Source organism: Sinobacterium caligoides, assembly GCF_003752585.1.
GTDB lineage: Bacteria > Pseudomonadota > Gammaproteobacteria > Pseudomonadales > Sinobacteriaceae > Sinobacterium > Sinobacterium caligoides.
Genome location: NZ_RKHR01000003.1, coordinates 839,765 through 862,779 on the forward strand (window position 1 = coordinate 839,765; position 23,015 = coordinate 862,779).

The window sequence follows — 23,015 nt, forward strand, 5'->3', positions numbered from 1 at the left end:
CTTCTCGAACGATGTTATTGTCTGGGCAGTGAAAATAACACCATACGGTACCCTAATATGAGTAACAGCCTGCGCTATAAACTCCTTTTTCGCGGCGAAACAAGCAATAACGATAGCCGCCAAGACAGCATCTCCAAACTAGCTAAGCTATTTAAGCTCCCCAGCGAAAAAGCAGCAACCCTCTTCGACGGCAAGACTCGAACACTCAAAAAGGGACTAGACAAACTCACCGCCGCTAAATATCAAGCCGCCTTCAAACAAGCTGGCCTTAAGGCTTATTTCAAAGAAGATGTACCGGCGAGCAACACAGCGACAACACCAGCCACACCAGAAGACAATACTGCCACTTCAGCCAAAACAATCATCAACTTACAGCTTAGCGCTGTCGGCGATGACTTACTGCGTGCAGAGGAAAAGCAGCGACCGACTAGAAGCGACATCGAAACCAATCACCTCTCAGCAGCCGAAGTAGGCTGTGCGTTAAGCGAGCCTCAAGCCAAAACTCCTACGCCGCCAATTGATTTTGGGCATTTGCAACTCGACACCGCAGGCACCGCACTTAGTAGCGCCAAACAGGAAGTAAGCAATAACATCGCCAGCATTGACGCATCACTCGCCGAACCTGGTAGCCGACTAAGCGAGGCAAGTCCCACCGTCTCACTAGAGATTAATAGTAACCACTTACACTTAGCACAGGCTGGTGCCGATCTACAGGATGCGAGAGACGACCTCCCCGTTAACGCCCCTGACACCTCACACCTTAGTATCGATGAGTCAGCTGTTCGCCGATGATCGACGATCGTATAAAGGAAGATTTAAGCGAACTCGTAGGCCAGGGGCGCTATCCTCCAGCGCAATACTACCGCGGTGCAGAGAGACAACGGCGGCTATAAGGCTCAACCCCAAACCATTGCCTGGCGCCAACCCCCGACTTGCTTCAACCCGATAAAAACGCTTAAAAGCCTTTTCACGCTCATCTTCCGGAATTCCCGGGCCATCATCCTCCACCAGGATCGTCGCGTAACGACAGGCCCTACCCGCTAACTCACCCTCGCCCTTGCGTATCGACACCTTAATGGCACCACCTTCAGGCGTGTATTTGATGGCATTATCAACCAGGTTCACCCAGGTTTGAAACAGCATGTCACGATCACCAAAGATAATCGGACGAAAATCCGCGTCAAAACTAATCGTCTGATGCTTTTCATCCGCCAAAGGCTCATAAAACTCCACGACATCTGCCAGGATCATCGCCGCATCAATCTGAGCAAAGCTCTCACGCTGCTTAGCTGACTCAATTCGCGTAATTCGCAACAACGCACTGAAGGTGTTTAATAGTGAATCAGCCTCACTAATTAACCCCTGCATCTCGCTCTCATGCTCAACACCAACTTTGTCACCAAAACTCTCCAACTTATTGCGCAAACGAGTGAGTGGAGTGCGCAGGTCGTGGGCAATATTATCCGAAACCCGGCGCACGCCCTCCATCGACTCCTGCAACTGATCGAGCATCTCGTTAAAATTAATGCTCAAACGCTGGATATCATTACTGCTACGGCCATCTATGGCGATTCGCTGATTCATATCACCCATCATGATATTCACCATACTGTCGTTGATCTGCTCCACACGCCGCAACCAGGCACGACTAATCAGCGCACCTGCAATCGTACCGAGAACAATCGTCACCAACATGCCTCGCACCAAAATACCAATCACTAATTCAATGGTATTAATAACATCAGAATAATGACGAGCGACTAATATATGGTAGCCGTTGGCCATCGTAAGAGAACGACCAACGAAATCTCGTCGATTACCAGCGCCCATCTGCGCGCCCACCTTAGGCTTCAGCAGATTTATCTCGTAGTCATCACCTTGCAAGATATCAAACTCAAAACTTAACCAGCCGCCACGGTAGCGCGTGTACTCAGGCCAAGCATCAAGATTACCGGCGAGCTTGTTATGATTTTCATCCGTGAGCATGTAAAAATACTGGGTAAAGTGGCCGCGCTGAAGCGTACTGTTAAAAAAACGCTCTACACCCGCAACCCCGCCCTCCTCGAAACTGAGCTGCACCCCCTCAAGCTCCTTGGAGATGGTACTGTGTACATCTTGCGAGTAGCTATAGGAGAAGAAGGCGTAAACAACTGCCAGCAATACAAAAACCGCGAAACTAAGCCCTGTAATATAAGCAAAGGTAAAGCGAAACGTATAGCTGGCAAAAACATTACCGCGGCTCATGCAGCATGTATCCCGCCCCGCGCACGGTGTTCAATAAAGCATATTCAAAGTCTTTATCAATTTTCTGACGTAAACGACTTATATGTACATCAATCACGTTAGTCTGCGGATCGAAATGATAATCCCAAACACTCTCAAGCAGCATAGTACGAGTGACAACCTGCCCCGCATGCTTCATCAGAAACTCCAATAGACGAAACTCACGCGGCTGCAGCATAATAGCCACTCCGGCACGACTCACCTTATGCGTCAACAAATCCATTTCTAGGTCGGCAACCTGCAAACTGGTCTCCGGCGCTTGGCCTTCCGTTCTGCGTGTCAGCGCCTCGATGCGAGCCTGTAATTCAGCGAATGCAAACGGCTTAACCAAATAGTCGTCACTGCCAGCTTTTAAGCCCTGCACTCTGTCATCGACCTCGCCCAGCGCACTAAGCACCAATGCCGGCGTCTTATCCCCCTCCTCCCTGATTGTCTTAATGATGGATAAGCCGTCGAGCTGAGGCAGCATCCTATCAATAACAAGAGCACTATAACCGCCTGCTCGAGCAAGTATTAAGCCTTCTTGGCCGTCAGCGGCGTGGTCGACGCTGTAGCCCACCTCAGTCAGTCCGTCAACAATAAATCCAGCGACGGTCTTGTCATCTTCTATAACCAAAATGCGCATTGTTGTTATCTCTCCTGCCGGTGGTAGCTCTAAAATCTTTAGAAATTAAATGATTGCACACATCAGTTGTGTTGACTAGTGGGAGCACCGTATACATGCTCCATGCGTAGTCGAAACAACTCCTATAAAGAGAGTTTATTGATACAACACAACATGCGGAACCACAATTAAGACGACTAATTACACCACGTTCTATTCGCAAAAAGCCGCAGCAAACATTTAATAAAGTTACATTAATTTCGCTTCATGAACTAATATTAATGGGGTGGTGGCCACTAGCATAGACAATATAGCTATTAGCTCTAACCCCCGCATGCCAATTTCAGCGTTATCTGCAACACTTATATTAAGCAAGCTTGTAGCGAGGCTTAACAAATGAAGAGAAGCAGAAAGCTCCCCGTCCATTACCACCATCAATCGAGTGCCCACGAGCTCTCATTTCTTGGTCGTTCCCTGCTGAGCATTTTTACTATAAGCCTTTTAGCCAGCAACCAATCATACGCTGAGCCCATTGTTAGCTTTGACTACCTCGACCTATCCATCAACCGCATCAGTATTGGACACGATTTCCGCAGCCATAAGAGCAGCACCAAACGTTACGATATAAACACGCTTAGCCATAACACGACGATTAGTCATCACATTAAAACGATGCAGTTTGGTCCCGAAATCAATGCTGCAATGATCCTAGAGTACGAGCAGTCCACCACCGACATGCTACTTCATCAAACGTGGATCAATCAGCACCACTATCAACAAAAAAGCCGTGAGGGCAGCAAAGCATTAAATTACTTGATGAAGAAAGCCGTTCTACGCTGGTGGATGAAGAGAGATAACTCTGACAGCATCGACCTTAAACTGCTAAAGGTCGATCGTGAAGGCAACATGGGCAACAACTACAGAACGGGGCTACGCTATAACGTCAGTCTAGGTACCGGCAGCAATCTCTCCTTCGATAAAGTCGATTTTAACATCGAATACGAGTTTTAACCTTCTCTTCTCCCTTGCTAGGCTACCAGCTAGTTGCATGTATAATGTGCACTTTCAATCACTCAGTAAACTACAATGACCACTCTGAACAGACCTATCGCACCATTGTGGCGACGCCTCGCCGCTATGTTCTACGACACCTTCTTACTAATCGGCGTTCTCTCTCTTGCCACGTTTCTTTATAACTGGCTCGCACTGGAGATTAGTGGTCAAACCCTCGAGCTCAGTCGACACAATGGCGACATTATTAACCAGCTCCCCTCTCCTACTGAAGGTCCGTTATACCAGCTCTACCTTTTCTGTCTTATAGGCGCATTTTATTGTTATTTCTGGTGCAAATTGGGACAGACACTCGGCATGCAAGCTTGGCGACTTCGAGTATGTCAGCTCGATGGCCAAAAGCTCAGCTTCAAGCAGAGCCTCATCCGTTATCTCAGTGCATGGCTTTCGATCAGCTGCTTCGGCCTTGGCTACTTATGGTCGCTATTCCATCGCGAGGGCAGCAGCTGGCACGACTTGCTCTCAAAGAGCAAAGTCGAAGTAATTGAAAAAAGGTCCTAAGCCCTCCGTAGCATTATCGTGCCAATAGCCGCACAAATGAGTATTGGCACCAACACAGAGTAGATGGGAAGGAAGTCAAAGACCAAACTTGCCGGCCCCAACAAGTCCTGGGTTGTCCTAAAAACAATCCCGACAATAACACCGGTAAATATACGGTAACCCATTGTCACTTCTCTGAGGGGTCCGAAAATAAAGGAGATCCCTATCAGCACCAAACTGATAGTACCTAGCGGTGATAACACCTTGCGCCAGAACTCAAGCATAAAGGAGCGCGCATCCAACCCTTGCTCGGTACGATAATCAGCCGCCCGCCACAAAGCTGTAATTGACAGCTGCTCAGGATCAATAGCGACCACCTCTAGCATCTTAGGCGTCAAAGGCGAATCCCAGTTATAGGTCGTATATTTCTTGCGCTCAATACGCTGCTCGCCTATTTTGTCGATACGCGCTTTCTCCAGCACCCACGTACCATCTTCCTGGTACGTTGCCCGCTGCGCCATAATCACACGCGACAAGCTACGATCATCATTAAAACGAAAAACTTTCACCCCATTGATGACACCACCCGACTGCACGACATTAAAATGCATGAACTCATTGCCATCGCGATTCCATAGACCACGCTCTAAATTGAACACCTCCTCGCCACTAGTCAGCAACGCCTTTCGCGTCTCTGCATACTGCTCTGCCGAGGGGGCCACATACTCAGTAACCAGCATGCTTACAAAAATTAACAACAACGTTGGCCGCATCACCAACCAAATAAGGCGGCTAGTCGTCACGCCGGCCGCTCGCATCACCACTAATTCACTATTATTCGCCATACTGCCCAAACCAGCCAAACAGCCCACTAACGCGGCGAATGGCAGGTACTCGGTCAATTTACGCGGCAACATCAAAAGGACGTAGTACAGGACCTCTGAAAAACCGAAGTCGCCTTCCATATCAGGGAGGTTATCGATAACAGCTGAGAGTGCATCCAACCCCATGATGACCAGTAGCACCATGACGATCGCACCAAGTACTGTTAGACCAACATAATTCTCTAACCGCTTCATGATACCTGCATCCGACTATTCCGATTATAACGCATACGCTGCCACGCCCCAGGTAGATAAAGCATTGCTAAACCTAACGCAAGAAAAGCAGCATGAATCACCCACAAGCCGTATACTGGGGAAAGCTTCCCGCCTTCAATAGCCCCTCTCCCGGCATTCAACAACAAAAGGTAGATCAGATAAATTAATATCGCCGGCAGCATTTTTACATAGCGCCCCTGGCGATGATTCGTCTTACTTAGGCTCAAGGCAATAATCGCAACAATAGGTATAATTAATGATAACGATATACGCCACTGTAATGTGGCACTGTGCGCAAGACTACTGCTAGCCAGTAGTGCCGAAGTCGGCAAAGCATCGAGCTCGCTACTATCCTCTAGCACAGATTCAGCCTCATCGAGCCGTGTGCCAAAACGCTCAAATCCCGTCGAGCTATAATCAAGTCTATTGCCTTTCATGACATAGCGGTAGCCATTCCCCAACTCTAAATAACGACTATCCTCTTTTTCGACAATTTTACCCGTCTTGGCAAAGATCAACGAAATTTCTTCAGCTTTGCCTTTGCTGCGCGGCACAACTTGCGCCATGAAGACGTTATCCATATCTTTCTTATGATTGTGCAAGCCCTCGACATAGCTAACACGACCACTACCAGCAACCTGAAACCTTCCCGGCACCAAAGTACCGAAACCGTTTTTATTCTTAGGGTCACTGAGAATTTGCTGGGCCTTATTCATTCCCATCGGGCTCAAGTAAAGACTAATGCCCGACATAACGAGGGCGATAAACAACGCTGGTATCAGTGTATAAACTAACAACCTGTTTGTGCTGAAGCCGCACGCAGTAAGTACCACCATCTCACTCTCAACATAAAGACGGCCGTAGGCAAGTAAGATAGCGATAAAGAAACCGAGCGGTAAAATCAACTCAAAAAAGCCCGGCAAACGATAGAACATGATCCACAACAACACGTCACCCGAAAGCTTACCGACAGCCGCCTCCGCCAGATAACGCACAAAGCGCGCACTCATGATGATAAGCAACACAGCGGAGGTGACCGCCACCATTGCCACCATAACCTCTCTCGCTAAATATCTAAATGCAATCACACTAAACCATTATATTCTGAAACGACTGAAGCCAAGAGAACAAGTCTAAAGGCAATAATTGTAACGATAGCGCAAACATTGTTGAGGTTAACGACAATCAATTCGTTAATACTAGGCAAGCCACTTTAGTCGTTTTACACTCAACACCATAACTAGCTGTTGTAATAAAAACACAATGGCTAGCCACTCTATCAAAGCAACAGGCGCCACAATCGCATACCGCTGACTATGGCGCAATAAGAAACACCTTATTATCACTCAATCTTACATGATTGTCTCTCGGAGTAAGCATGGAAACCAAAGCAAAAGTCATCGCCGATATCACATCACACAAAACCGGCTGCCTCATTATCAATGTTGCCAAGCAGGCAAAGCTAAGCGGTAACGCTGCAATCATCGACAAGGCTTGCGACGGTCTACTCACCAAACTCATCAAACTAGGCGATTTCAAGGCCGCTGTCGGTGACAGTCTATTATTACCTCAGCCGAACGGCATCGCTGCACAACGCTTGCTTATCATTGGTACTGGCCCCAGCAAAACTGCCGATAAAGCGAGCAACAAAAAGGCCATCACTAAAGCAGCCGAATTGACCGCGAGCCAAAATGGTAAAGACGCCACCCTCTGCTGGGAGAGCGATGTCGACAGCAGTGAGCAGGCCGCACTATTCAGTCAAGAGATGATCCGCGCACAATATCGTTACACCGAAAAGCTCAGCAACCCAAAGCCTGCCAGCGCGCTCACCAAAGTATTTATCGCCGCCGCCAAGGGTAAAGAAAGTACCGCCATTAACAAGGCCACTAGCCGAGCACAAGCCACTGCCAACGGCATCAACACCGCACGTTTGCTCGGTGACTTGCCCGGCAATATCTGCACCCCAACCTACCTTGCCAACCAAGCCAAAGCCTTAGCTAAGCAACACGCGAAGCTCAGCACAAAGGTGTTATCTGAAAAGCAGATGGCCGACCTTGGTATGGGCTCATTACTTTCCGTCAGCGCTGGCAGCGACGAGCCGGCACAGCTGATCGTTATGGAATACAAAGGCAGCACCAGCAAGAAGGCTCCGATCGCCCTCGTCGGCAAGGGCATCACCTTTGACTCAGGTGGTATCAGCCTCAAGCCTGGTGCCGGCATGGATGAGATGAAGTACGACATGGGCGGTGCCGCCAGTGTTTTCGGCACGATCACAGCTATCGCCGAAATGGAGCTCAACGCCAATGTCGTCGCCGTTGTTGCCGCAAGCGAGAACATGCCGAACGGCCAAGCGACCAAGCCAGGTGATGTTGTCACCAGCATGTCGGGAAAAACCATCGAGGTCCTCAACACTGATGCAGAGGGGCGTCTGGTGCTCTGTGACGCGCTAAGCTACGTTCAGCGCTTTAAACCTCGCTCCATCATCGACATTGCCACACTAACTGGCGCCTGCGTCATCGCCCTTGGTCGACATAATAGCGGACTGTTCAGTAACGATGATGAACTAGCCAACCAACTCCTTACCGCCGCCGACAGTACTGGCGACAAAGCCTGGCGCCTACCAATTAGCGATGACTACACTGAGATGCTTAAAAGCAACTTTGCCGACCTAGCTAACATCGGTGGCCGAGAGGCAGGGTCTATTACCGCCGCTTGCTTCCTGTCGCAGTTTGTCGAAGGGCAAAAGTGGGCGCATATCGATATCGCCGGTAGCGCTTGGTGCAGCGGCGCCAATAAAGGGGCAACTGGGCGTCCAGTTAGCCTATTAACGCAGTATATTATTGATCAAGCCTAATCCGCTCCACCTTAATACTCACGCCACTTCCGGCGTGAGTATTACCCTATTATGAACAACATCTAATTTTTTAATCTCAGCGGTGATCTAGGCTTAATGTTCGAGTACAATGGCCGCCCCCCGATCACAGAGACCTTCTGACCCATGCCCAAAGCACTCTTCTACTTAATGGCAAGCACCGATGATCTGCAACGCCTGAAGTATGCCTGCACACTGGCAGAAAAGTCCTACCGAAAAGATAAAAGCGTCTTCATTCATACCAGCACTGAAGCCGAGAGCCGTGAGATCGACAAGCTACTGTGGACAGTGCGAGACAACAGTTTCATCCCCCACCAACTTGATCCGGCAACAGCCGCAGAAGCTAATAGCCCAATTATCATCAGCCACCGGGAAATTAAAGGCTGCAACTGCCAAGTGCTCATTAATCTCAGCACGCCGCTCAATAGCCACGATAACATCGAGTGGATACTTGAGGTGGTTCATCAGCGCGATGATATAAAGCAGCTTAGCCGCTCTAATTGGCGACACTACCAGCAGCAAGGCATCGCACTCAGTAGCAAACATTGTTAAATCCTATGCTCGTAATTCATGACAGGCAGCAGCTGCTATATCAACACACGGTAGGAGGTCCGCATGAGCAATAATATCCAGGGCGACCTGCTTTCAGGGCTACTCCAACGAGGCCAGTCGAGCAAACCCGCCACCATAGACAACAGCACCTCCCTCCCTGCTGAGTCGCTCGACACCGTCTCAGCCAAGGGTCTGATTAACGCCGCGCAGCCAATCGAAGAGGGCAGCAACAAGCAAGAGATCGCCCATCAGCTCGATATTTTTATCCCGACGCCTGATCAGCAAATGTCGTCAGCCGTACAGCCCTCCGAGCCAGGTCATACTGCCAGTAGCTACAGCGCTAAACGGAGCTTCACCTCCCTCGTCAATTTATACGGTCCAGGGACAGAAGAAGATCAACCATCACTATTTGATACGCCGAGCCCACACACACAGATGACTTCTGCGAAGAGCCAAGCTGTCGAGCATGTCGCTACACACGCAACAACACATGACACCTCCTTCGACAGCCAGCGCATCGTCGAAGAGGTCATTGAGCAATTCATGCCACTCATTCGAGCCGAGCTTCGAGCACGACTACAGCAAGCTGAGCTCCCCCTACCCACAGAGCTGAACGATGAAGATGGGCAATAATAGCCCTTTTCTACTTGATTTCCGGTACTGGGTTACGACTCGCTTTTAAGCCGTGCTACAATCGTGAACTTTCAAAATTTATTTAACACACACACCCTTAATGTACCCTGCAATCACCGGGCGGTCGTAACAACGATCGAGCCCTGCCTGATCGCCATCACTCATTAAGGCCCGTGTCTCAGACGTCAGCGAAGCCTAAACATCATGGATAAAACCTACCAGCCCAACGCGATCGAACAACAGTGGTACCAGACCTGGGAAGAGAAAGGCTACTTTGCCCCCCAGGGCGGCGACGAAGCTTACTCCATCATGATTCCACCGCCAAACGTCACCGGCAGCCTGCACATGGGGCACGCGTTTCAACAAACAATTATGGACGCGCTGACTCGCTACCACCGTATGAGCGGCAAGAACACGCTATGGCAGGTTGGCAGCGACCACGCCGGCATCGCCACACAAATGCTCGTCGAGCGCAAGCTACAAGCAGAAGAAGGGAAAAGCCGTCACGACCTCGGCCGTGAAGCTTTCACTGACAAAATCTGGGAGTGGAAAGAAGCCTCCGGCGGCACCATCACTCGCCAAATGCGTCGCCTAGGTAACTCTGTTGACTGGGAAAGCGAAGCTTTCACCATGGACGAAGGCTTCTACAAAGCAGTACAAGAGGTGTTCGTTCGCCTCTACGATGACAAGCTGATCTATCGCGGTAAGCGTCTCGTCAACTGGGACCCTAAGCTACACACCGCCATCAGTGACTTAGAGGTAGAGAACACCGACGAGAAAGGCCACATGTGGCACTTCCGCTACCCTCTAGCTGACGGCGCACAAACCGCAGACGGCAAGAATTACTTAGTTGTGGCTACGACTCGCCCAGAAACCATGCTCGGCGATACCGCCGTTGCCATCAACGCCAAAGACGAGCGCTATAACGCCCTGATCGGCAAAGAAGTCATACTGCCGTTGGTCGACCGCCGGATCACCATCGTCGCCGATGATCATGCGGACATGGAGAAAGGTACGGGGTGCGTAAAAATCACGCCGGCCCACGATTTCAATGACTACCAAGTCGGTCAACGCGCCAAGCTACCCATGATCAACGTGCTCGATCATAACGCGGCAATCTTAGATGAGCCCGACTGCTACACCCACGAGGGCAAGCCCACCGATAGCTTCACCGCTTCCATCCCCAGCACGTACGCCGGACTAGACCGCTACGAGGCTCGCAAGGCTATCGTCGCTGACCTCGATAAGCTTGGTTTACTCGAAGACGTTAAAGACCACGAACTTACCGTGCCTCGTGGCGACCGCTCCGGCCTTGTCATCGAGCCGCTACTGACCGACCAATGGTTTGTCGATGCCAAATCAATGGCCAAGCCTGCTGTTGAAGCGGTTACCAATGGCGACATCCAATTCGTACCGCAACAGTACGAGAACATGTATTTTGCTTGGATGAACAACATCCAGGACTGGTGCATCTCTCGTCAACTATGGTGGGGACACCGTATTCCTGCCTGGTACGACGACGCCGGCAACATCTTCGTTGCGCGCAACGAAGAGGAGGCTCGCAGCAAGTACAACCTCGACGCTAACATCGAACTACACCAAGACAACGATGTATTAGACACTTGGTTTAGCTCCGCGCTATGGACCTTTGCCACCCAGGGCTGGCCAGAAAATACAGAGCGCCTCAAGCAGTTCCACCCCTCAGACGTCCTAGTCACCGGCTTCGACATCATCTTCTTCTGGGTCGCCCGAATGATCATGATGACCATGCACTTCATCAAAGATGAAGATGGCAAGCCGCAAGTGCCTTTCAAAACGGTCTACGTTACCGGGCTAATTCGTGACGATAATGGCGACAAGATGTCCAAGTCTAAGGGCAACGTCATCGACCCCCTCGACATGATCGACGGCATTGATCTAGCGCCGCTGCTGGCCAAGCGAACCGGTAACATGATGCAACCGCAACTGGCAGAAAAAATCGCCAACGCCACCAAGCAACAATTCCCCGAAGGAATTAGTGCCCACGGTACCGATGCACTACGCTACACCTTGGCTTCACTCGCTTCGACCGGCCGTGATATCAACTGGGACATGAAGCGCCTTGAAGGCAACCGCAACTTTGCCAACAAGATCTGGAACGCCACCCGCTACGTGCTAATGCACACCGAAGAAGCAAACTGCGGGGTTCATGGCGAGAGTGTAGAGCTAACGATGGCAGATCGCTGGATTAGCTCGAAGCTACAGAAATGTACCGCCGACGTTACCCGTCATTTTGAGCACTATCGCTTTGACCTAATGGCTCAAACCTTGTTTGAGTTTGTCAAAAACGAATATTGCGACTGGTATCTTGAGCTATCCAAGCCAGTGCTTTGGGACGACAACGCCAGCGAGGCACGCAAACGAGGCACCCGCCGCACACTCATCCTTGTACTCGAGAGCATTCTACGCCTGATGCACCCACTGATGCCCTTCCTCACCGAAGAAATCTGGCAAAAAATCGCCCCTCTCGCCAACCTTGCTGGCGACAGCATCATGCTCGCTCCTTTCCCTATTGCGGATGAAGAGCTTGTCGACGAACAAGCCGAAAGCGATATCGAGTGGGTCAAAGGCGTTATCGTCGGCGTCCGCAACATACGCGCCGAGATGAATATCGCGCCGAGCAAGCCACTCCCTATCCTATTTAAGAATGGCAGTGCCGAGGACAAGCTTCGCCTCGAGCAAAACGATCAATTCCTCACAGCCCTCGCCAAGCTCGAAAGCATCACATGGCTCGAAGACGAGCAGGAAGCCCCAATGTCTGCGACATCTCTAGTCGGCGACATGGAGCTGCTCGTGCCGATGAGCGATCTGATCGACAAGGAGGCTGAGGCCACCCGACTTAATCGCGAGATCGAGAAGCAGAGCAAGGACTTAAGTCGCATCGAAGGCAAGCTAAACAACCCGAAGTTTGTTGACAAAGCCCCTGAGGCCGTAGTAGAAAAAGAGCGTAAGAAACTTAACGAGATGCAATCCACAGTCCACAAGCTGCAGGAGCAACTCGCTAAAATCATGGCACTTTAAATATCCATCGATGCCGATACGGGGGAGGATTGAATCTCCCCCCAGCCCAATCAAACCGGCGGCATACGATAGAACAATAATAATAGAGAGGAAGTAGTTATGGCAGATCGCGTAACAGGCACTGTTAAGTGGTTTAATGATGCAAAGGGATTTGGCTTCATCGAACGCGACGGGAGCGAGCAGGATATCTTTGTTCACTTTCGCTCCATTCAGGGCGATGGCTACCGGTCACTCAATCAGGGTCAAGAGGTCGAATTTAAGCTGCAACAAGGGCCAAAAGGGCTACAGGCCGAAGAAGTCAGCAAAATAGCACCTTAACCCCTCTCTATAAAGCCGTAGCACCCTATAAAGCCGTAGCAGCCAAGCTGCGGTTTACCCACCTCAGCGCCGCAGCTATACAACCACGATCTCCTCAACCATTTCACAGCCCTTTCACCATCTGCAAATGAAAAAACGCTACCCTACTGCAACAAACCTTGACTAAGAGTGACTGTAAGCTTCCTTAGAGCTATAGCAAGTTGACTAAAATTACGGCAGAATACTGAATAGTTGGGAAATACACTATCTCCACTACAATAACTAAGACAGTTGGCTTGCATTATCGCCGACAACATAAACAACACCGCACCCTGGAATGCTTAATCTAAAACCAGTAATTTAATACCTGGCAATAGATTCAAAGACGAGAACATCGCTGATCGGCAATTAACACAACCGATCAATCAAAAGCAGTAATGTCGCCTACGATAAAGTGTCCCAGTTCGGTTTTCACACAATTGAAAGAGTACAACAATGGCTGTAATTTACCGCTTATTAATCAGTCTGGCTGTGGCAATCCCTGTATCTGGATTCTTCGCTGGCTACACAGATACCGCCCCAGGCAGTTTCACCCTTGACACCACCACCGCTCTAGCCTTCATTGTTGCCGCAGCACTCAGCGCCATACTTGCCGGCATGGTCAGCGACGGCAACAGCACAACAAGCTCACCATCGCGCAGTCATCGAACCCCCTCACAAGCAGGTGATGAGGACGACGATTTTGACGAGCCAATCACTGGCGAGCGACACAGCGGCAGCGTCAAATGGTTCAACAGCAACAAAGGCTTTGGCTTTATCACTAGTGATGACGGCACCGACGTCTTTGTTCACTACCGCGCCATCCGAGCTAAGGGCCGTAGACGCCTGCAGGAAGGGCAGCAAGTTGAGTTCAGTGTTGTCGATGGCGACAAGGGACCACAGGCCCGTGACGTCGTAATTCTCGACGAGTAAACATAAAAAAGCCTCTTAATAAGAGGCTTTTTTGTTTCTTCAGCTTCGCTGGCAATGTAACGCTAATAATGCGGCGGCAGATCAACAGCCACCTCACCGCCATCGGCGCTGTCCCCCCTCATCCCCTCCATGCTTGCCTTTAACAACTGACAATAACGCGTCAAATCATCCAGCTGACGCTGCTGCTTAGCAATCACATCATCCAGTGACTGCAACGAATCTTCCTGGAACAACACCCGCGTTTGCAGCTCGACCACCTGCTCCTCAAGCTCAATCACGCGCCCGTTCATCTCACTCTGTTCATCACTCAAAACATTCCCCTCCTACTCATCACATTTCATCACAGCGCACGATAAACACTATCGATCAACCTTCTCGCCCGCGGATCTGTTAAAGCACCGGCACCTAGGCGATTAGTGGCATAACCCACGCCCAGTCGGTAATCTACATCGGCAAAGGCACTACTCCCCCCTGAGCCCGGGTGACCAAAGCAACGCTGCCCGGCAGAAAATAGCTTGATCGGCTTCCGCTGTGCGGCCATAAAACCTAAGTTGAATGTCAGCGGCAACAACAAGACCTCATCGAAACAAGGCGTATTACCGGCATAGCACTGCGCCAACAACGACTCACTTAACAACTCACCCGAAGCGAGCGCAGCATACAGGATCGCAAGCGACCTAGCACTAGCATGACCGTTTGCCGCCGGAATTTCAGCACGACGCCAAGCCTGGCCATTGGTGCCACTCATCATCGACGCCGGCGTCGTAAACGCTCGAGCGGCTACTGAAGAGGGGCTTGACGATAGTAACGCCGACATACCTTCATGACGCCTCTCAACGGCCACGGCCAGCATTTGCACATCCGCCAAACGCGACAGATCTCCGCGTAAACCTACCGCCAAATCCAAGCCCAATGGCTGCGCTAGGCGCTGACGAATAAACTCCCCCACCGACATACCTGCAATTCGCCGAATCAATTCACCCAGCAACCAGCCATAACTAAAACAATGATATGCCTGTCGCTCAGCCCCCGGCCACATCGGCGCCTGAGCGGCAATCTGCTCACACATGAGCGACCAGTTAAAAATATCTTCATCGGCCACACTATCCGGTAAAACAGCTAAGCCAGCACGATGATTCAACAGTTGTCGCACGGTAATATTCTGTTTACCTGCCGCGATAAATTCCGACCAATAATCGGCTACCGGGGAATCAAGCTCAACCCTCCCCTCATCCACAAGCAGCAGCAACGAGGCGATCAGAACCCCTTTCGTCACCGAGAACACGTTGACCATCGTCTCCTCCTGCCAGTCGTGCAAACCTTCACGGTCACGGGTTCCCGCCCATAAGTTAACGACCAACTCCCCCTCCATCACTACGGAGAAGGCAGCTCCCTGCTCACCAAAACGAGTAAAATTCTTCGCAAATACTGCCTCTACGTCAGCAAAGAATGGGTCACAAAAGCCATTAATCTCCACGCCCACCTCCTACGCATTAACCTGCTGAACTATATTGCCAGCGACAAAGCCCTCCACCACTGCGCAAAGCTGGTCCACTAAACGCTGCCGACTTTCTATGCTACCCCATGCACTGTGCGGGGTCAGGATCAAGTTTGGCACATCAGCCGCCAACAAAGGGTGATTTGCAGGTGGCGGCTCCGTCGACAATACATCCAGCGCCGCCCCGGCAATTTCACCCTCGCGAAGCGCTTCTGCAAGCGCGCACTCATCAATGATGCCACCTCGCGCCGTATTGACAATAAAAGCCCCCGCCTTCATCAAAGCAAGCTCAGCCGAAGCGATCAGCCCTGCACTATGCTCTGTCAGAGGGCAGTGAATCGACACGACATCAGACTCACGCAACAACACCTCCAACGGCACCCGCCCATCGGGGCAATGCTCGCTACCCGGTCGCTGGGCCACCAAAACCTTCATACCAAAGGCCTCAGCTATTGCAGCAACAGCGCGACCGGAATCACCGAAACCAATAACTCCCAAGACCTTTCCTGACAACTCGACAGCACTATGATCCAACAAGCAGAATTGGCTGGCTTGCTGCCACGCACCCTCTCGTACCTGCTCCTGCATCAGCACCACCTTGCCGGCCAACGCCAAAATCAACATCCAGGTGTGCTGCATTAAGCTCGGCATCGAATAACTTTGCGCATTACACACGACAATACCTTGCTTCGATGCCGCTGCTAAATCGATGTTATTGGTGCCGGTTGCCATCACCGATATCAAGCGCAATTGCTCAGCTCTCGCTATTGCTTCAGCACCGATAACCACCTTATTGGTCAATACAATATGGGCCTGAGCAATTCGCTCATCGATCTCGCCAGGCAAGGTCGACTCATATACCTGCCAGTCAACACCCTCAACATTATAGAGCGCCGCCAAGTCCAACTGCTCGGGACGCAGGCTCGCAGCATCTAACATTACAGCTCTCATTCATTTCCCCAGGCTAGTAAAAATAACGGACAACACGGATAATGCACATTCGATACAATCCTATACCGTCGATGTCACTCTAAAACGTCAATGTATACACTTTAGCCAGCAATAGAAACGGGAGATCGCGATAGACCATGATCCGCATACTCGTCAGCGCCTGCCTACTCGGCGAACCCGTTCGCTACAATGGCACCGCCCTCAATCAAGATCATTTATTGCTCACCCAATGGCAGGCAGAAGGCCGACTGATCAGTAGCTGTCCGGAAGTACAGGGCGGACTTGACACCCCGCGCCCGCCTGCTGAAATCCAAGGCAACGATGGTAGCGCCGTATTGAGCGGCAACAGTCGCATCATCTCAAATCAAGGCGAAGATGTTACCGCGGCCTTTATCAGAGGCGCAAAAGACACGCTTCAACTTGCCCTCGACAACAATGTACGCTTAGCCATTCTTACAGAGCGGAGCCCCTCCTGCGGCAGCCATCAAATCTACAACGGCCAATTTCAGCGACAACTACACCGAGGCATGGGTGTAACCGCCGCCCTGCTCAGTCAGCACCACATTAAAGTCTTCAATCAACATCAGATCGACCGAGCCAACGCCTGGCTAAAAAATCTACAGTTAACTCAACAATAACTTTCAAACCTCCCATTTTTTAAAGGTACCCTCATGAGTAAAAACTCTCGTCTGGTCTTTTCAACGGATAGCGGACGGCACTGCCCGAAATGTGAACAGCGCCTTGAGAGCTGCAGCTGCAGCACTGACCAAGTAGCGCCCAGCGACGGCATCGTTCGTATCAGCCGAGACACTAAGGGCAGAAAGGGTAAAGGGGTATCAATCATCACCGGCATCCCGATGAATGACACCGACCTCAAGAAGCTGGCCAAGCAACTTAAACAACTCTGCGGCTGTGGCGGCTCCGTCAAAAACCAAGCCATCGAGATGCAAACAGACCAGCGAGAGAAGCTCAAAACAGCCCTAGAAAAAGCTGGATTTAAGGTAAAGTTGGCCGGCGGTTAACGGAATGAGCTAGGCTTAAAGTAAGTAGGCGCTATCATCATAAATAGCGTTCTACAGCGCCCTTTGGGGTAGTAATATCCCGATGAAATATAGGTGTTTTTTATTACAACCATTTGTTAGAATACGGCGCGCGAATAAGCCCCGGAGATCATTATCCGTAGTGTAGTTGTGGTTACTACGTACCGTTACTTTGCCAGCTTGACTAACATCAACGCGACAATCAGGCAGTACTCTCACAATATCACCAGCGACAATGCCCATCCCACAGAGGCGCGCGTTTAGGGGTCAGCTGTCATGATTACCATGCAGAATGATAAAAGACTGAGTCTCATGCTTTGGAAGACACAATATGAGCACAAGCACGATAGAAACACCTGACTACAACTATAAAGTTGTTCGTCAGTTCACCGTCATGACCGTGATATGGGGCATCGTCGGCATGCTAGTAGGTGTGGTTATTGCCTCACAGCTGGCATTCCCAGAATTAAACCTCAATCAATACATGCACTTCGGACGCTTACGCCCACTACACACTAACGCCGTAATCTTCGCGTTTGGTGGCAGTGCCCTATTCGCTACGTCATTTTATGTCGTACAAAGAACCTGTCAGACCCGCCTCTACTCTGAAGTGTTACCCGGCTTTGTTTTCTGGGGCTGGAATCTCGTCATCGTACTCGCCGCTATCACCCTACCACTGGGTATGACCACCTCAAAGGAATACGCTGAGCTTGAATGGCCCATCGATATCCTCATCACAATTGTCTGGGTCTGTTACGCCATCGTCTTCTTCGGCACTATTGCCAAGCGTAAGACCTCGCATATTTATGTTGCCAATTGGTTCTTCGGCGCCTTCATCATCACCGTTGCTGTTCTCCACATCATCAACAGCGCAGAAGTGCCCGTAAATCTATTCAAATCCTATTCAGTCTATGCCGGCGCCATGGATGCGATGGTACAGTGGTGGTACGGACACAACGCCGTAGGCTTCTTCCTCACCGCCGGTTTCTTGGGCATCATGTACTACTTCGTCCCCAAGCAAGCAGATCGCCCCGTATACTCCTATCGTCTATCCATTGTTCACTTCTGGTCGCTCATCGCCATCTATATCTGGGCCGGCCCACACCACCTACACTATACAGCGCTACCTGACTGGGCCCAGAGCCTCGGCATGGTGATGTCACTTATCCTGCTTGCACCTTCATGGGGCGGTATGATTAACGGCATCATGACCCTATCTGGTGCTTGGCACAAACTACGTACCGATCCGATTCTTCGCTTCCTCGTTGTCTCGCTATCCTTCTACGGCATGTCAACATTTGAAGGGCCAATGATGGCGATCAAGACTGTTAACGCACTTTCACACTACACCGACTGGACGATCGGCCATGTTCACTCTGGCGCACTTGGCTGGGTTGCGATGGTCTCTATTGGCGCGATTTACCACCTCATCCCGATTATGTTTGGCCGTAAAGAAATGTACAGCGTCAAGCTAATCAACATCCACTTCTGGATGGCCACTTTTGGCACCGTTCTCTACATTGCTGCAATGTGGGTTAACGGCATCATGCAGGGTCTCATGTGGCGCGCCTACAACGAAGATGGCTCGCTGACCTATAGCTTTGTCGAGTCGGTTACCGCCAGTCACCCTGGTTATGTCGTTCGCCTTATCGGTGGCGCCCTGTTCTTCTCAGGCATGCTTCTAATGGCGTACAACCTCTATAAAACTGCCCAGCAAGCCAAGCTGGAAAAATGTGAACTACCGGCTTAAGGAGCAGCGAAAATGAATCATGATTTCGTCGAAAAAAATCTACCCACGTTGATGATATTGACCGTTGTCGCTATCAGCTTTGGTTTTCTTGTCGAGGTGGTTCCCCACTTCTTCCTGAAGGAAACCACACAACCTATTAAGGGGCTAAAACCTTATACAGCGATGCAGCTAGAAGGGCGTGACATCTATATCCGTGAAGGCTGTAACGTCTGTCACTCACAGATGATTCGCCCATTCCGCGCGGAAACAGAGCGCTACGGGCACTACTCTGTCGCTGGCGAGTCAGTCTATGACCACCCCTTCCTTTGGGGCTCTAAGCGCACCGGACCCGACCTAGCCCGTGTCGGCGGCCGCTACAGCGACGAATGGCAACGCGCCCACCTCTACAACCCACGCGATGTCGTGCCTGAGTCGATCATGCCTGCCTTCCCTTGGCTGTTCGAACAAGAGCTCGATGGTCGCTATACCGCAGACAAAATGCGTGCTCTCCGCTCGGTTGGCGTCCCCTATACCGACGAAGATATTGAAGGCGCCAAAGAGGCTGTTCGCGGCCACAAAGAGATCGACGCACTCGTCGAATATCTTCAGAACTTAGGCTTGTTACTAAAACACAAACGTTAATTTTTAATTAACTCGGTTAGAGGTTCTCACAATGGATATAAATGATTGGCGCGGTGTCGCTACAGCGACGGCTCTTATCGCCTTCATAGGTGTTTGCCTGTGGGCCTATAGCGGCCGACAGAAAGAAAAATTCGACAACGCCGCACAATCACCCTTTGCCGACGAACCTAACGATAAATAATACGCGCAAAAAGGGCGGCTAACTTTAATCTAGCCGCCTACTAGCGAGGAAACAAACCATGGAAATGCCAAGCTTTTGGAGCGGATGGATCAGCATCCTCTCCCTATTTACCATCGCACTGGTCTCAGTCATCCTTTATTTCAGCAATAAGGACAACCCAGAGACCCTCGGGAAACCGACAGGTCATGACTACGATGGCATTCAGGAATATGATAACGCCCTACCAAAGTGGTGGGTTGTTATGTACGTCGCCTCTATTATCTTTGCCCTCGGCTATCTGGTCATGTACCCCGGCCTTGGTAACTGGAAAGGTGTCTTTGGCTGGACTCAAGTAGGTCAGTACGAAGAAGAAGTTGCCCAAGCCGAACACAAGTACGGCCCCATCTACGCCCGCTTCGGCAAGATGCCTATTGAAGAGGTCGCAAAAGACCCTAAGGCTATGCGCATTGCTCAACGCCTATTCATTGATAACTGTTCTCTCTGTCACGGCAGTGATGCACGTGGCAACCACGGCTTCCCTAACCTAACCGATAACGATTGGTTGTACGGCGGCAGCCCCGAAGAAATCAAAACAACGATTACTCATGGCCGCCAAGGCGCCATGCCAGCTTGGAACGCCAAGCTCAGCGACGAGTCTATCGACAACGTTACGCAGTATGTCATGAGCCTGGGTGGACGCGAAGCCGACAACAGCAAAACCGAAGCCGGCAGCAAAGTCTTCAAGGATAACTGCGCACTTTGCCACACCGCTGAAGGCACCGGCAACAAGATGTTTGGCGCACCAAACCTGACCGATAAAATCTGGCTCTATGGTGGCGCAGAGTCACAAATCAAGCAGACTATTCGCTACGGACGCAATGGCCATATGCCAGCACAGAAAGAGTCTCTGACCGCAGATAAAATCCATCTACTGTCAGGCTATGTTTACAGTCTCTCCATGTAATATTGTTATTACGCGGCAATGCTGGTAGAAAGAAAAACCCCGTTTTTACGGGGTTTTTTTTTGATTAACGCCATCGCATCTATGCTAGAATCCAGTACCCTAATGGCCGTCACCGCCCTTTCAGCAGTCCCTCTGCAGTTGTTGAGTACAAGCCAATGAATAAAGACGATCAAATCAATGCCGTCGAAGTTGATCCCTTCGAACACTTACACACCACCGGTAAAGTCTACCCTCGATCAATCGAAGGCTTCTATCAAAAGCTTCGCGTCTACACTGGCTGGCCGTTATTACTTGGCTTCTTCTTTCTACCCTGGCTGAATTGGGACGGCAGACAGATCGTCTTATTTGATCTACCCGCACGGCAGTTTCACATCCTTGGCATTACCTTTTGGCCGCAAGACTTCTACCTACTCGGCTGGCTGCTTATTATTGCTGCACTCTCGCTTTTCGCCGTCACCATGTATGCAGGCCGAGTTTGGTGTGGTTACACTTGTCCGCAGACAGTGTGGACTTCTATTTTTATGTGGGCCGAAGAGCTCGCAGAAGGTAGCCGCAATCAGCGCATCAAGCTCGACAAGCAGCCGATGAGCGTCAACAAGTTTACTCGCAAGCTCGCCAAGCATGCCATGTGGATTGGCTTCTCATTTATCACTGGCGCAACCTTCGTCGGCTACTTCACGCCGATTAAACAGCTCGTCCCCGACCTCTTTCTCGCCGACGCGGAGCTCTGGAGCTATGCCTGGGTTATGTTCTTCCTCCTAGCTACCTATATCAACGCTGGCTGGTTACGCGAAGCTGTTTGTATGCATATTTGCCCCTATGCTCGCTTTCAATCGGTCATGTTCGACAGTGACACCCTCGTCGTCAGTTATGACACCGCTCGCGGCGAACCACGCGGCGCAAGAAAACGCGAGAAAGACGAGCTGGACCCGCTCACCGGCGAAAAGAAAAAAGGCGACTGCATCGACTGCAAACTGTGTGTGCAAGTCTGCCCTACCGGCATCGATATTCGCAACGGCCTACAATACCAGTGCATAACCTGCGCACTCTGTATCGATGCCTGCGACTCTATCATGGACAAGATGAACTACCAGCGCGGCTTGATCCGCTACACCACAGAAAATGCCCTCGCCGGCAAAAAGACCCATTTACTGCGCCCGAGACTATTTATCTACGCCGGTGCAATTACACTGATAATCGCTCTATTCATCACCGCCATCGCAACTCGCATCCCCTTACAAATTGACATCGAGCGCGATCGCTCTCGCCTCTTCTTTCAAACCAACGAGGGTATGATCGAAAATAGCTATACGCTGAAGGTCATCAATATGAGTCAACATGCTGGGCACTATATTCTTGGCATTGAAGGCCTTAAAGGCGCTAAATATATCGGTGAGAAAGAAGTGTCCATAGAAAGCGGGGAAGTTGCACAAGTCCCCGTTCGACTTGAGCTTGACCCCAGCTTACTCGAAGATAAAAGTATGGACGTCACCTTCACCGTGCGCGACAGCCGCGACGAAGACATCAGCGCCGAACGCGAGAGTCGCTTCACTGGACCAAGTTGGAGATAACAAAGAATATGGCTACATTACGTAAACATGAAGACGATCAACCTTGGTTCAAACAGTTTTGGCCTTGGTTTATTATTGCGCTGCCGGCGACCGCCGTCGTCGCCAGCCTACACCTCGTTTACGTTGCCATGGAGCAAAAGCCTGACCTAGTACGCACCAACTACTACAAGGACGGCCTAGCCATTAACGAAGAGTTGTCGGCAGAAAGGCTAGCCGATCAGCTCGATATCAATGCCGACATGCGCTTTACTGACGAGATGATCACCATCGACCTCAAGGGGCGCATTCATACCAAACCCGTCAATATTGTTATCGCTTTTCAGCACCCTACTGACGCCACAAAAGACACTACGATTATCGCTACCCGCGGTGCCGACAATATCTACCGCTCAACGGAAGGCATCCCCGCGCAACGGTGGTATATCGGTCTAGAAGGCATGGATGAGGCCAGCATGAAGATGTGGAATATCAAAGGCGAGGTCGACCTTAGCCAACAAGAACACATCACCCTCACCGACCGCTCGCTCTAACCTCCC

At 50.7% G+C, this 23,015-nt stretch carries 24 protein-coding genes; 17 read left to right on the plus strand and 7 right to left on the minus strand.

Annotated features, from left to right (window positions below; genetic code table 11):
• The first annotated feature begins 57 nt into the window (after positions 1-57).
• Positions 58-792: a hypothetical protein gene (locus tag EDC56_RS03820; protein WP_123711169.1), complete on the plus strand. Its 735-nt coding sequence runs from the start codon at positions 58-60 to the stop codon at positions 790-792.
• Here EDC56_RS03820 and EDC56_RS03825 read toward each other — a convergent pair.
• Together EDC56_RS03825 and EDC56_RS03830 are read right to left on the minus strand one after the other, a co-directional pair.
• Positions 775-2,244, minus strand: a complete 1,470-nt coding sequence (locus tag EDC56_RS03825; protein ID WP_123711170.1) for a sensor histidine kinase — start codon at positions 2,242-2,244, stop codon at positions 775-777. The genes EDC56_RS03820 and EDC56_RS03825 overlap by 18 nt on opposite strands.
• Entirely contained in the window at positions 2,231-2,908 is a 678-nt protein-coding gene (locus tag EDC56_RS03830; RefSeq protein ID WP_123711171.1) for a response regulator transcription factor, read from the minus strand. The genes EDC56_RS03825 and EDC56_RS03830 overlap by 14 nt, the downstream gene beginning before the upstream one ends.
• A gap of 375 nt (positions 2,909-3,283) precedes the next feature.
• On the opposite strand from EDC56_RS03830, the gene EDC56_RS03835 reads away from it, so the two are divergent.
• Together EDC56_RS03835 and EDC56_RS03840 are read left to right on the plus strand one after the other, a co-directional pair.
• On the plus strand, positions 3,284-3,898 hold the full coding sequence (locus tag EDC56_RS03835) for a hypothetical protein (RefSeq protein WP_123711172.1): 615 nt from the start codon (positions 3,284-3,286) through the stop codon (positions 3,896-3,898).
• A 75-nt stretch (positions 3,899-3,973) separates the two neighbouring features.
• On the plus strand, positions 3,974-4,459 hold the full coding sequence (locus EDC56_RS03840) for an RDD family protein (RefSeq protein WP_123711173.1): 486 nt from the start codon (positions 3,974-3,976) through the stop codon (positions 4,457-4,459).
• Here the strand turns inward: EDC56_RS03840 and lptG are convergent.
• Both lptG and lptF read right to left on the minus strand, forming a co-directional pair.
• Positions 4,456-5,517 carry an LPS export ABC transporter permease LptG gene (gene lptG / locus EDC56_RS03845; RefSeq protein ID WP_123711174.1) on the minus strand — a complete coding sequence of 354 codons (1,062 nt, stop codon included), beginning with the start codon at positions 5,515-5,517 and terminating at the stop codon, positions 4,456-4,458. The two genes, EDC56_RS03840 and lptG, sit on opposite strands and share 4 nt — an antisense overlap.
• Positions 5,514-6,626: an LPS export ABC transporter permease LptF gene (lptF, locus tag EDC56_RS03850; RefSeq protein WP_123711175.1), complete on the minus strand. Its 1,113-nt coding sequence runs from the start codon at positions 6,624-6,626 to the stop codon at positions 5,514-5,516. Before lptF ends, lptG begins: the two co-directional genes overlap by 4 nt.
• 290 nt (positions 6,627-6,916) lie before the next feature.
• On the opposite strand from lptF, the gene EDC56_RS03855 reads away from it, so the two are divergent.
• From EDC56_RS03855 to EDC56_RS03880, 6 genes are all read left to right on the plus strand, one after another.
• Positions 6,917-8,392, plus strand: coding sequence for a leucyl aminopeptidase (locus EDC56_RS03855; protein WP_123711176.1), 1,476 nt, complete (start codon positions 6,917-6,919; stop codon positions 8,390-8,392).
• A gap of 144 nt (positions 8,393-8,536) precedes the next feature.
• Positions 8,537-8,962 carry a DNA polymerase III subunit chi gene (locus tag EDC56_RS03860; protein WP_123711177.1) on the plus strand — a complete coding sequence of 142 codons (426 nt, stop codon included), beginning with the start codon at positions 8,537-8,539 and terminating at the stop codon, positions 8,960-8,962.
• Positions 8,963-9,025: 63 nt separating this feature from the next.
• Positions 9,026-9,595, plus strand: a complete 570-nt coding sequence (locus tag EDC56_RS03865; RefSeq protein WP_123711178.1) for a hypothetical protein — start codon at positions 9,026-9,028, stop codon at positions 9,593-9,595.
• Between the two features lie 204 nt (positions 9,596-9,799).
• Positions 9,800-12,655 carry a valine--tRNA ligase gene (locus EDC56_RS03870; protein ID WP_123711179.1) on the plus strand — a complete coding sequence of 952 codons (2,856 nt, stop codon included), beginning with the start codon at positions 9,800-9,802 and terminating at the stop codon, positions 12,653-12,655.
• Between the two features lie 99 nt (positions 12,656-12,754).
• Positions 12,755-12,973, plus strand: a complete 219-nt coding sequence (locus EDC56_RS03875; protein WP_123711180.1) for a cold-shock protein — start codon at positions 12,755-12,757, stop codon at positions 12,971-12,973.
• 732 nt (positions 12,974-13,705) lie between these two features.
• Positions 13,706-13,924, plus strand: coding sequence for a cold-shock protein (locus EDC56_RS03880; RefSeq protein ID WP_245980656.1), 219 nt, complete (start codon positions 13,706-13,708; stop codon positions 13,922-13,924).
• A gap of 62 nt (positions 13,925-13,986) precedes the next feature.
• Here the strand turns inward: EDC56_RS03880 and EDC56_RS03885 are convergent, their stop codons facing one another.
• From EDC56_RS03885 to EDC56_RS03895, 3 genes are read right to left on the minus strand one after another with little or no spacing between them, the layout of a single operon-like run.
• Positions 13,987-14,235, minus strand: coding sequence for a SlyX family protein (locus tag EDC56_RS03885; protein WP_148059300.1), 249 nt, complete (start codon positions 14,233-14,235; stop codon positions 13,987-13,989).
• Positions 14,236-14,264: 29 nt separating this feature from the next.
• Entirely contained in the window at positions 14,265-15,401 is a 1,137-nt protein-coding gene (locus EDC56_RS03890) for a serine hydrolase domain-containing protein (protein WP_162844069.1), read from the minus strand.
• A gap of 9 nt (positions 15,402-15,410) precedes the next feature.
• Positions 15,411-16,373 carry a D-2-hydroxyacid dehydrogenase gene (locus EDC56_RS03895; RefSeq protein WP_123711183.1) on the minus strand — a complete coding sequence of 321 codons (963 nt, stop codon included), beginning with the start codon at positions 16,371-16,373 and terminating at the stop codon, positions 15,411-15,413.
• A gap of 137 nt (positions 16,374-16,510) precedes the next feature.
• Between EDC56_RS03895 and EDC56_RS03900 the strand changes: the two genes are divergently transcribed.
• From EDC56_RS03900 to EDC56_RS03935, 8 genes are all read left to right on the plus strand, one after another.
• Positions 16,511-17,011, plus strand: coding sequence for a 2-thiouracil desulfurase family protein (locus EDC56_RS03900; RefSeq protein WP_123711184.1), 501 nt, complete (start codon positions 16,511-16,513; stop codon positions 17,009-17,011).
• A 33-nt stretch (positions 17,012-17,044) separates the two neighbouring features.
• On the plus strand, positions 17,045-17,395 hold the full coding sequence (locus tag EDC56_RS03905; RefSeq protein ID WP_123711185.1) for a translation initiation factor Sui1: 351 nt from the start codon (positions 17,045-17,047) through the stop codon (positions 17,393-17,395).
• 349 nt (positions 17,396-17,744) lie between these two features.
• On the plus strand, positions 17,745-19,163 hold the full coding sequence (gene ccoN / locus EDC56_RS03910) for a cytochrome-c oxidase, cbb3-type subunit I (RefSeq protein WP_123711186.1): 1,419 nt from the start codon (positions 17,745-17,747) through the stop codon (positions 19,161-19,163).
• 12 nt (positions 19,164-19,175) lie between these two features.
• Positions 19,176-19,784 carry a cytochrome-c oxidase, cbb3-type subunit II gene (ccoO, locus tag EDC56_RS03915; RefSeq protein WP_123711187.1) on the plus strand — a complete coding sequence of 203 codons (609 nt, stop codon included), beginning with the start codon at positions 19,176-19,178 and terminating at the stop codon, positions 19,782-19,784.
• A gap of 31 nt (positions 19,785-19,815) precedes the next feature.
• Positions 19,816-19,965 carry a cbb3-type cytochrome oxidase subunit 3 gene (locus EDC56_RS03920; RefSeq protein WP_123711188.1) on the plus strand — a complete coding sequence of 50 codons (150 nt, stop codon included), beginning with the start codon at positions 19,816-19,818 and terminating at the stop codon, positions 19,963-19,965.
• A 58-nt stretch (positions 19,966-20,023) separates the two neighbouring features.
• Positions 20,024-20,908, plus strand: a complete 885-nt coding sequence (gene ccoP / locus EDC56_RS03925) for a cytochrome-c oxidase, cbb3-type subunit III (RefSeq protein ID WP_342770040.1) — start codon at positions 20,024-20,026, stop codon at positions 20,906-20,908.
• A gap of 155 nt (positions 20,909-21,063) precedes the next feature.
• Complete coding sequence (ccoG, locus tag EDC56_RS03930) at positions 21,064-22,479, plus strand: cytochrome c oxidase accessory protein CcoG (protein ID WP_123711189.1); 1,416 nt, start codon at positions 21,064-21,066, stop codon at positions 22,477-22,479.
• Positions 22,480-22,487: 8 nt separating this feature from the next.
• Positions 22,488-23,009, plus strand: a complete 522-nt coding sequence (locus EDC56_RS03935) for a FixH family protein (protein ID WP_123711190.1) — start codon at positions 22,488-22,490, stop codon at positions 23,007-23,009.
• The last annotated feature ends 6 nt before the right edge of the window (positions 23,010-23,015 follow it).

Excerpts from the sequence above, each read along its gene's own strand:
- EDC56_RS03820 (WP_123711169.1), top strand. The coding sequence starts at position 58 with ATGAGTAACAGCCTGCGCTATAAACTCCTTTTTCGCGGCGAAACAAGC.
- EDC56_RS03825 (WP_123711170.1), bottom strand. The coding sequence starts at position 2,244 with ATGAGCCGCGGTAATGTTTTTGCCAGCTATACGTTTCGCTTTACCTTT.
- EDC56_RS03830 (WP_123711171.1), bottom strand. The coding sequence starts at position 2,908 with ATGCGCATTTTGGTTATAGAAGATGACAAGACCGTCGCTGGATTTATT.
- EDC56_RS03835 (WP_123711172.1), top strand. The coding sequence starts at position 3,284 with ATGAAGAGAAGCAGAAAGCTCCCCGTCCATTACCACCATCAATCGAGT.
- EDC56_RS03840 (WP_123711173.1), top strand. The coding sequence starts at position 3,974 with ATGACCACTCTGAACAGACCTATCGCACCATTGTGGCGACGCCTCGCC.
- lptG (WP_123711174.1), bottom strand. The coding sequence starts at position 5,517 with ATGAAGCGGTTAGAGAATTATGTTGGTCTAACAGTACTTGGTGCGATC.
- EDC56_RS03855 (WP_123711176.1), top strand. The coding sequence starts at position 6,917 with ATGGAAACCAAAGCAAAAGTCATCGCCGATATCACATCACACAAAACC.
- EDC56_RS03860 (WP_123711177.1), top strand. The coding sequence starts at position 8,537 with ATGCCCAAAGCACTCTTCTACTTAATGGCAAGCACCGATGATCTGCAA.
- EDC56_RS03865 (WP_123711178.1), top strand. The coding sequence starts at position 9,026 with ATGAGCAATAATATCCAGGGCGACCTGCTTTCAGGGCTACTCCAACGA.
- EDC56_RS03870 (WP_123711179.1), top strand. The coding sequence starts at position 9,800 with ATGGATAAAACCTACCAGCCCAACGCGATCGAACAACAGTGGTACCAG.
- EDC56_RS03875 (WP_123711180.1), top strand. The coding sequence starts at position 12,755 with ATGGCAGATCGCGTAACAGGCACTGTTAAGTGGTTTAATGATGCAAAG.
- EDC56_RS03895 (WP_123711183.1), bottom strand. The coding sequence starts at position 16,373 with ATGAGAGCTGTAATGTTAGATGCTGCGAGCCTGCGTCCCGAGCAGTTG.
- EDC56_RS03900 (WP_123711184.1), top strand. The coding sequence starts at position 16,511 with ATGATCCGCATACTCGTCAGCGCCTGCCTACTCGGCGAACCCGTTCGC.
- EDC56_RS03905 (WP_123711185.1), top strand. The coding sequence starts at position 17,045 with ATGAGTAAAAACTCTCGTCTGGTCTTTTCAACGGATAGCGGACGGCAC.
- ccoN (WP_123711186.1), top strand. The coding sequence starts at position 17,745 with ATGAGCACAAGCACGATAGAAACACCTGACTACAACTATAAAGTTGTT.
- ccoO (WP_123711187.1), top strand. The coding sequence starts at position 19,176 with ATGAATCATGATTTCGTCGAAAAAAATCTACCCACGTTGATGATATTG.
- EDC56_RS03920 (WP_123711188.1), top strand. The coding sequence starts at position 19,816 with ATGGATATAAATGATTGGCGCGGTGTCGCTACAGCGACGGCTCTTATC.
- ccoP (WP_342770040.1), top strand. The coding sequence starts at position 20,024 with ATGGAAATGCCAAGCTTTTGGAGCGGATGGATCAGCATCCTCTCCCTA.
- ccoG (WP_123711189.1), top strand. The coding sequence starts at position 21,064 with ATGAATAAAGACGATCAAATCAATGCCGTCGAAGTTGATCCCTTCGAA.
- EDC56_RS03935 (WP_123711190.1), top strand. The coding sequence starts at position 22,488 with ATGGCTACATTACGTAAACATGAAGACGATCAACCTTGGTTCAAACAG.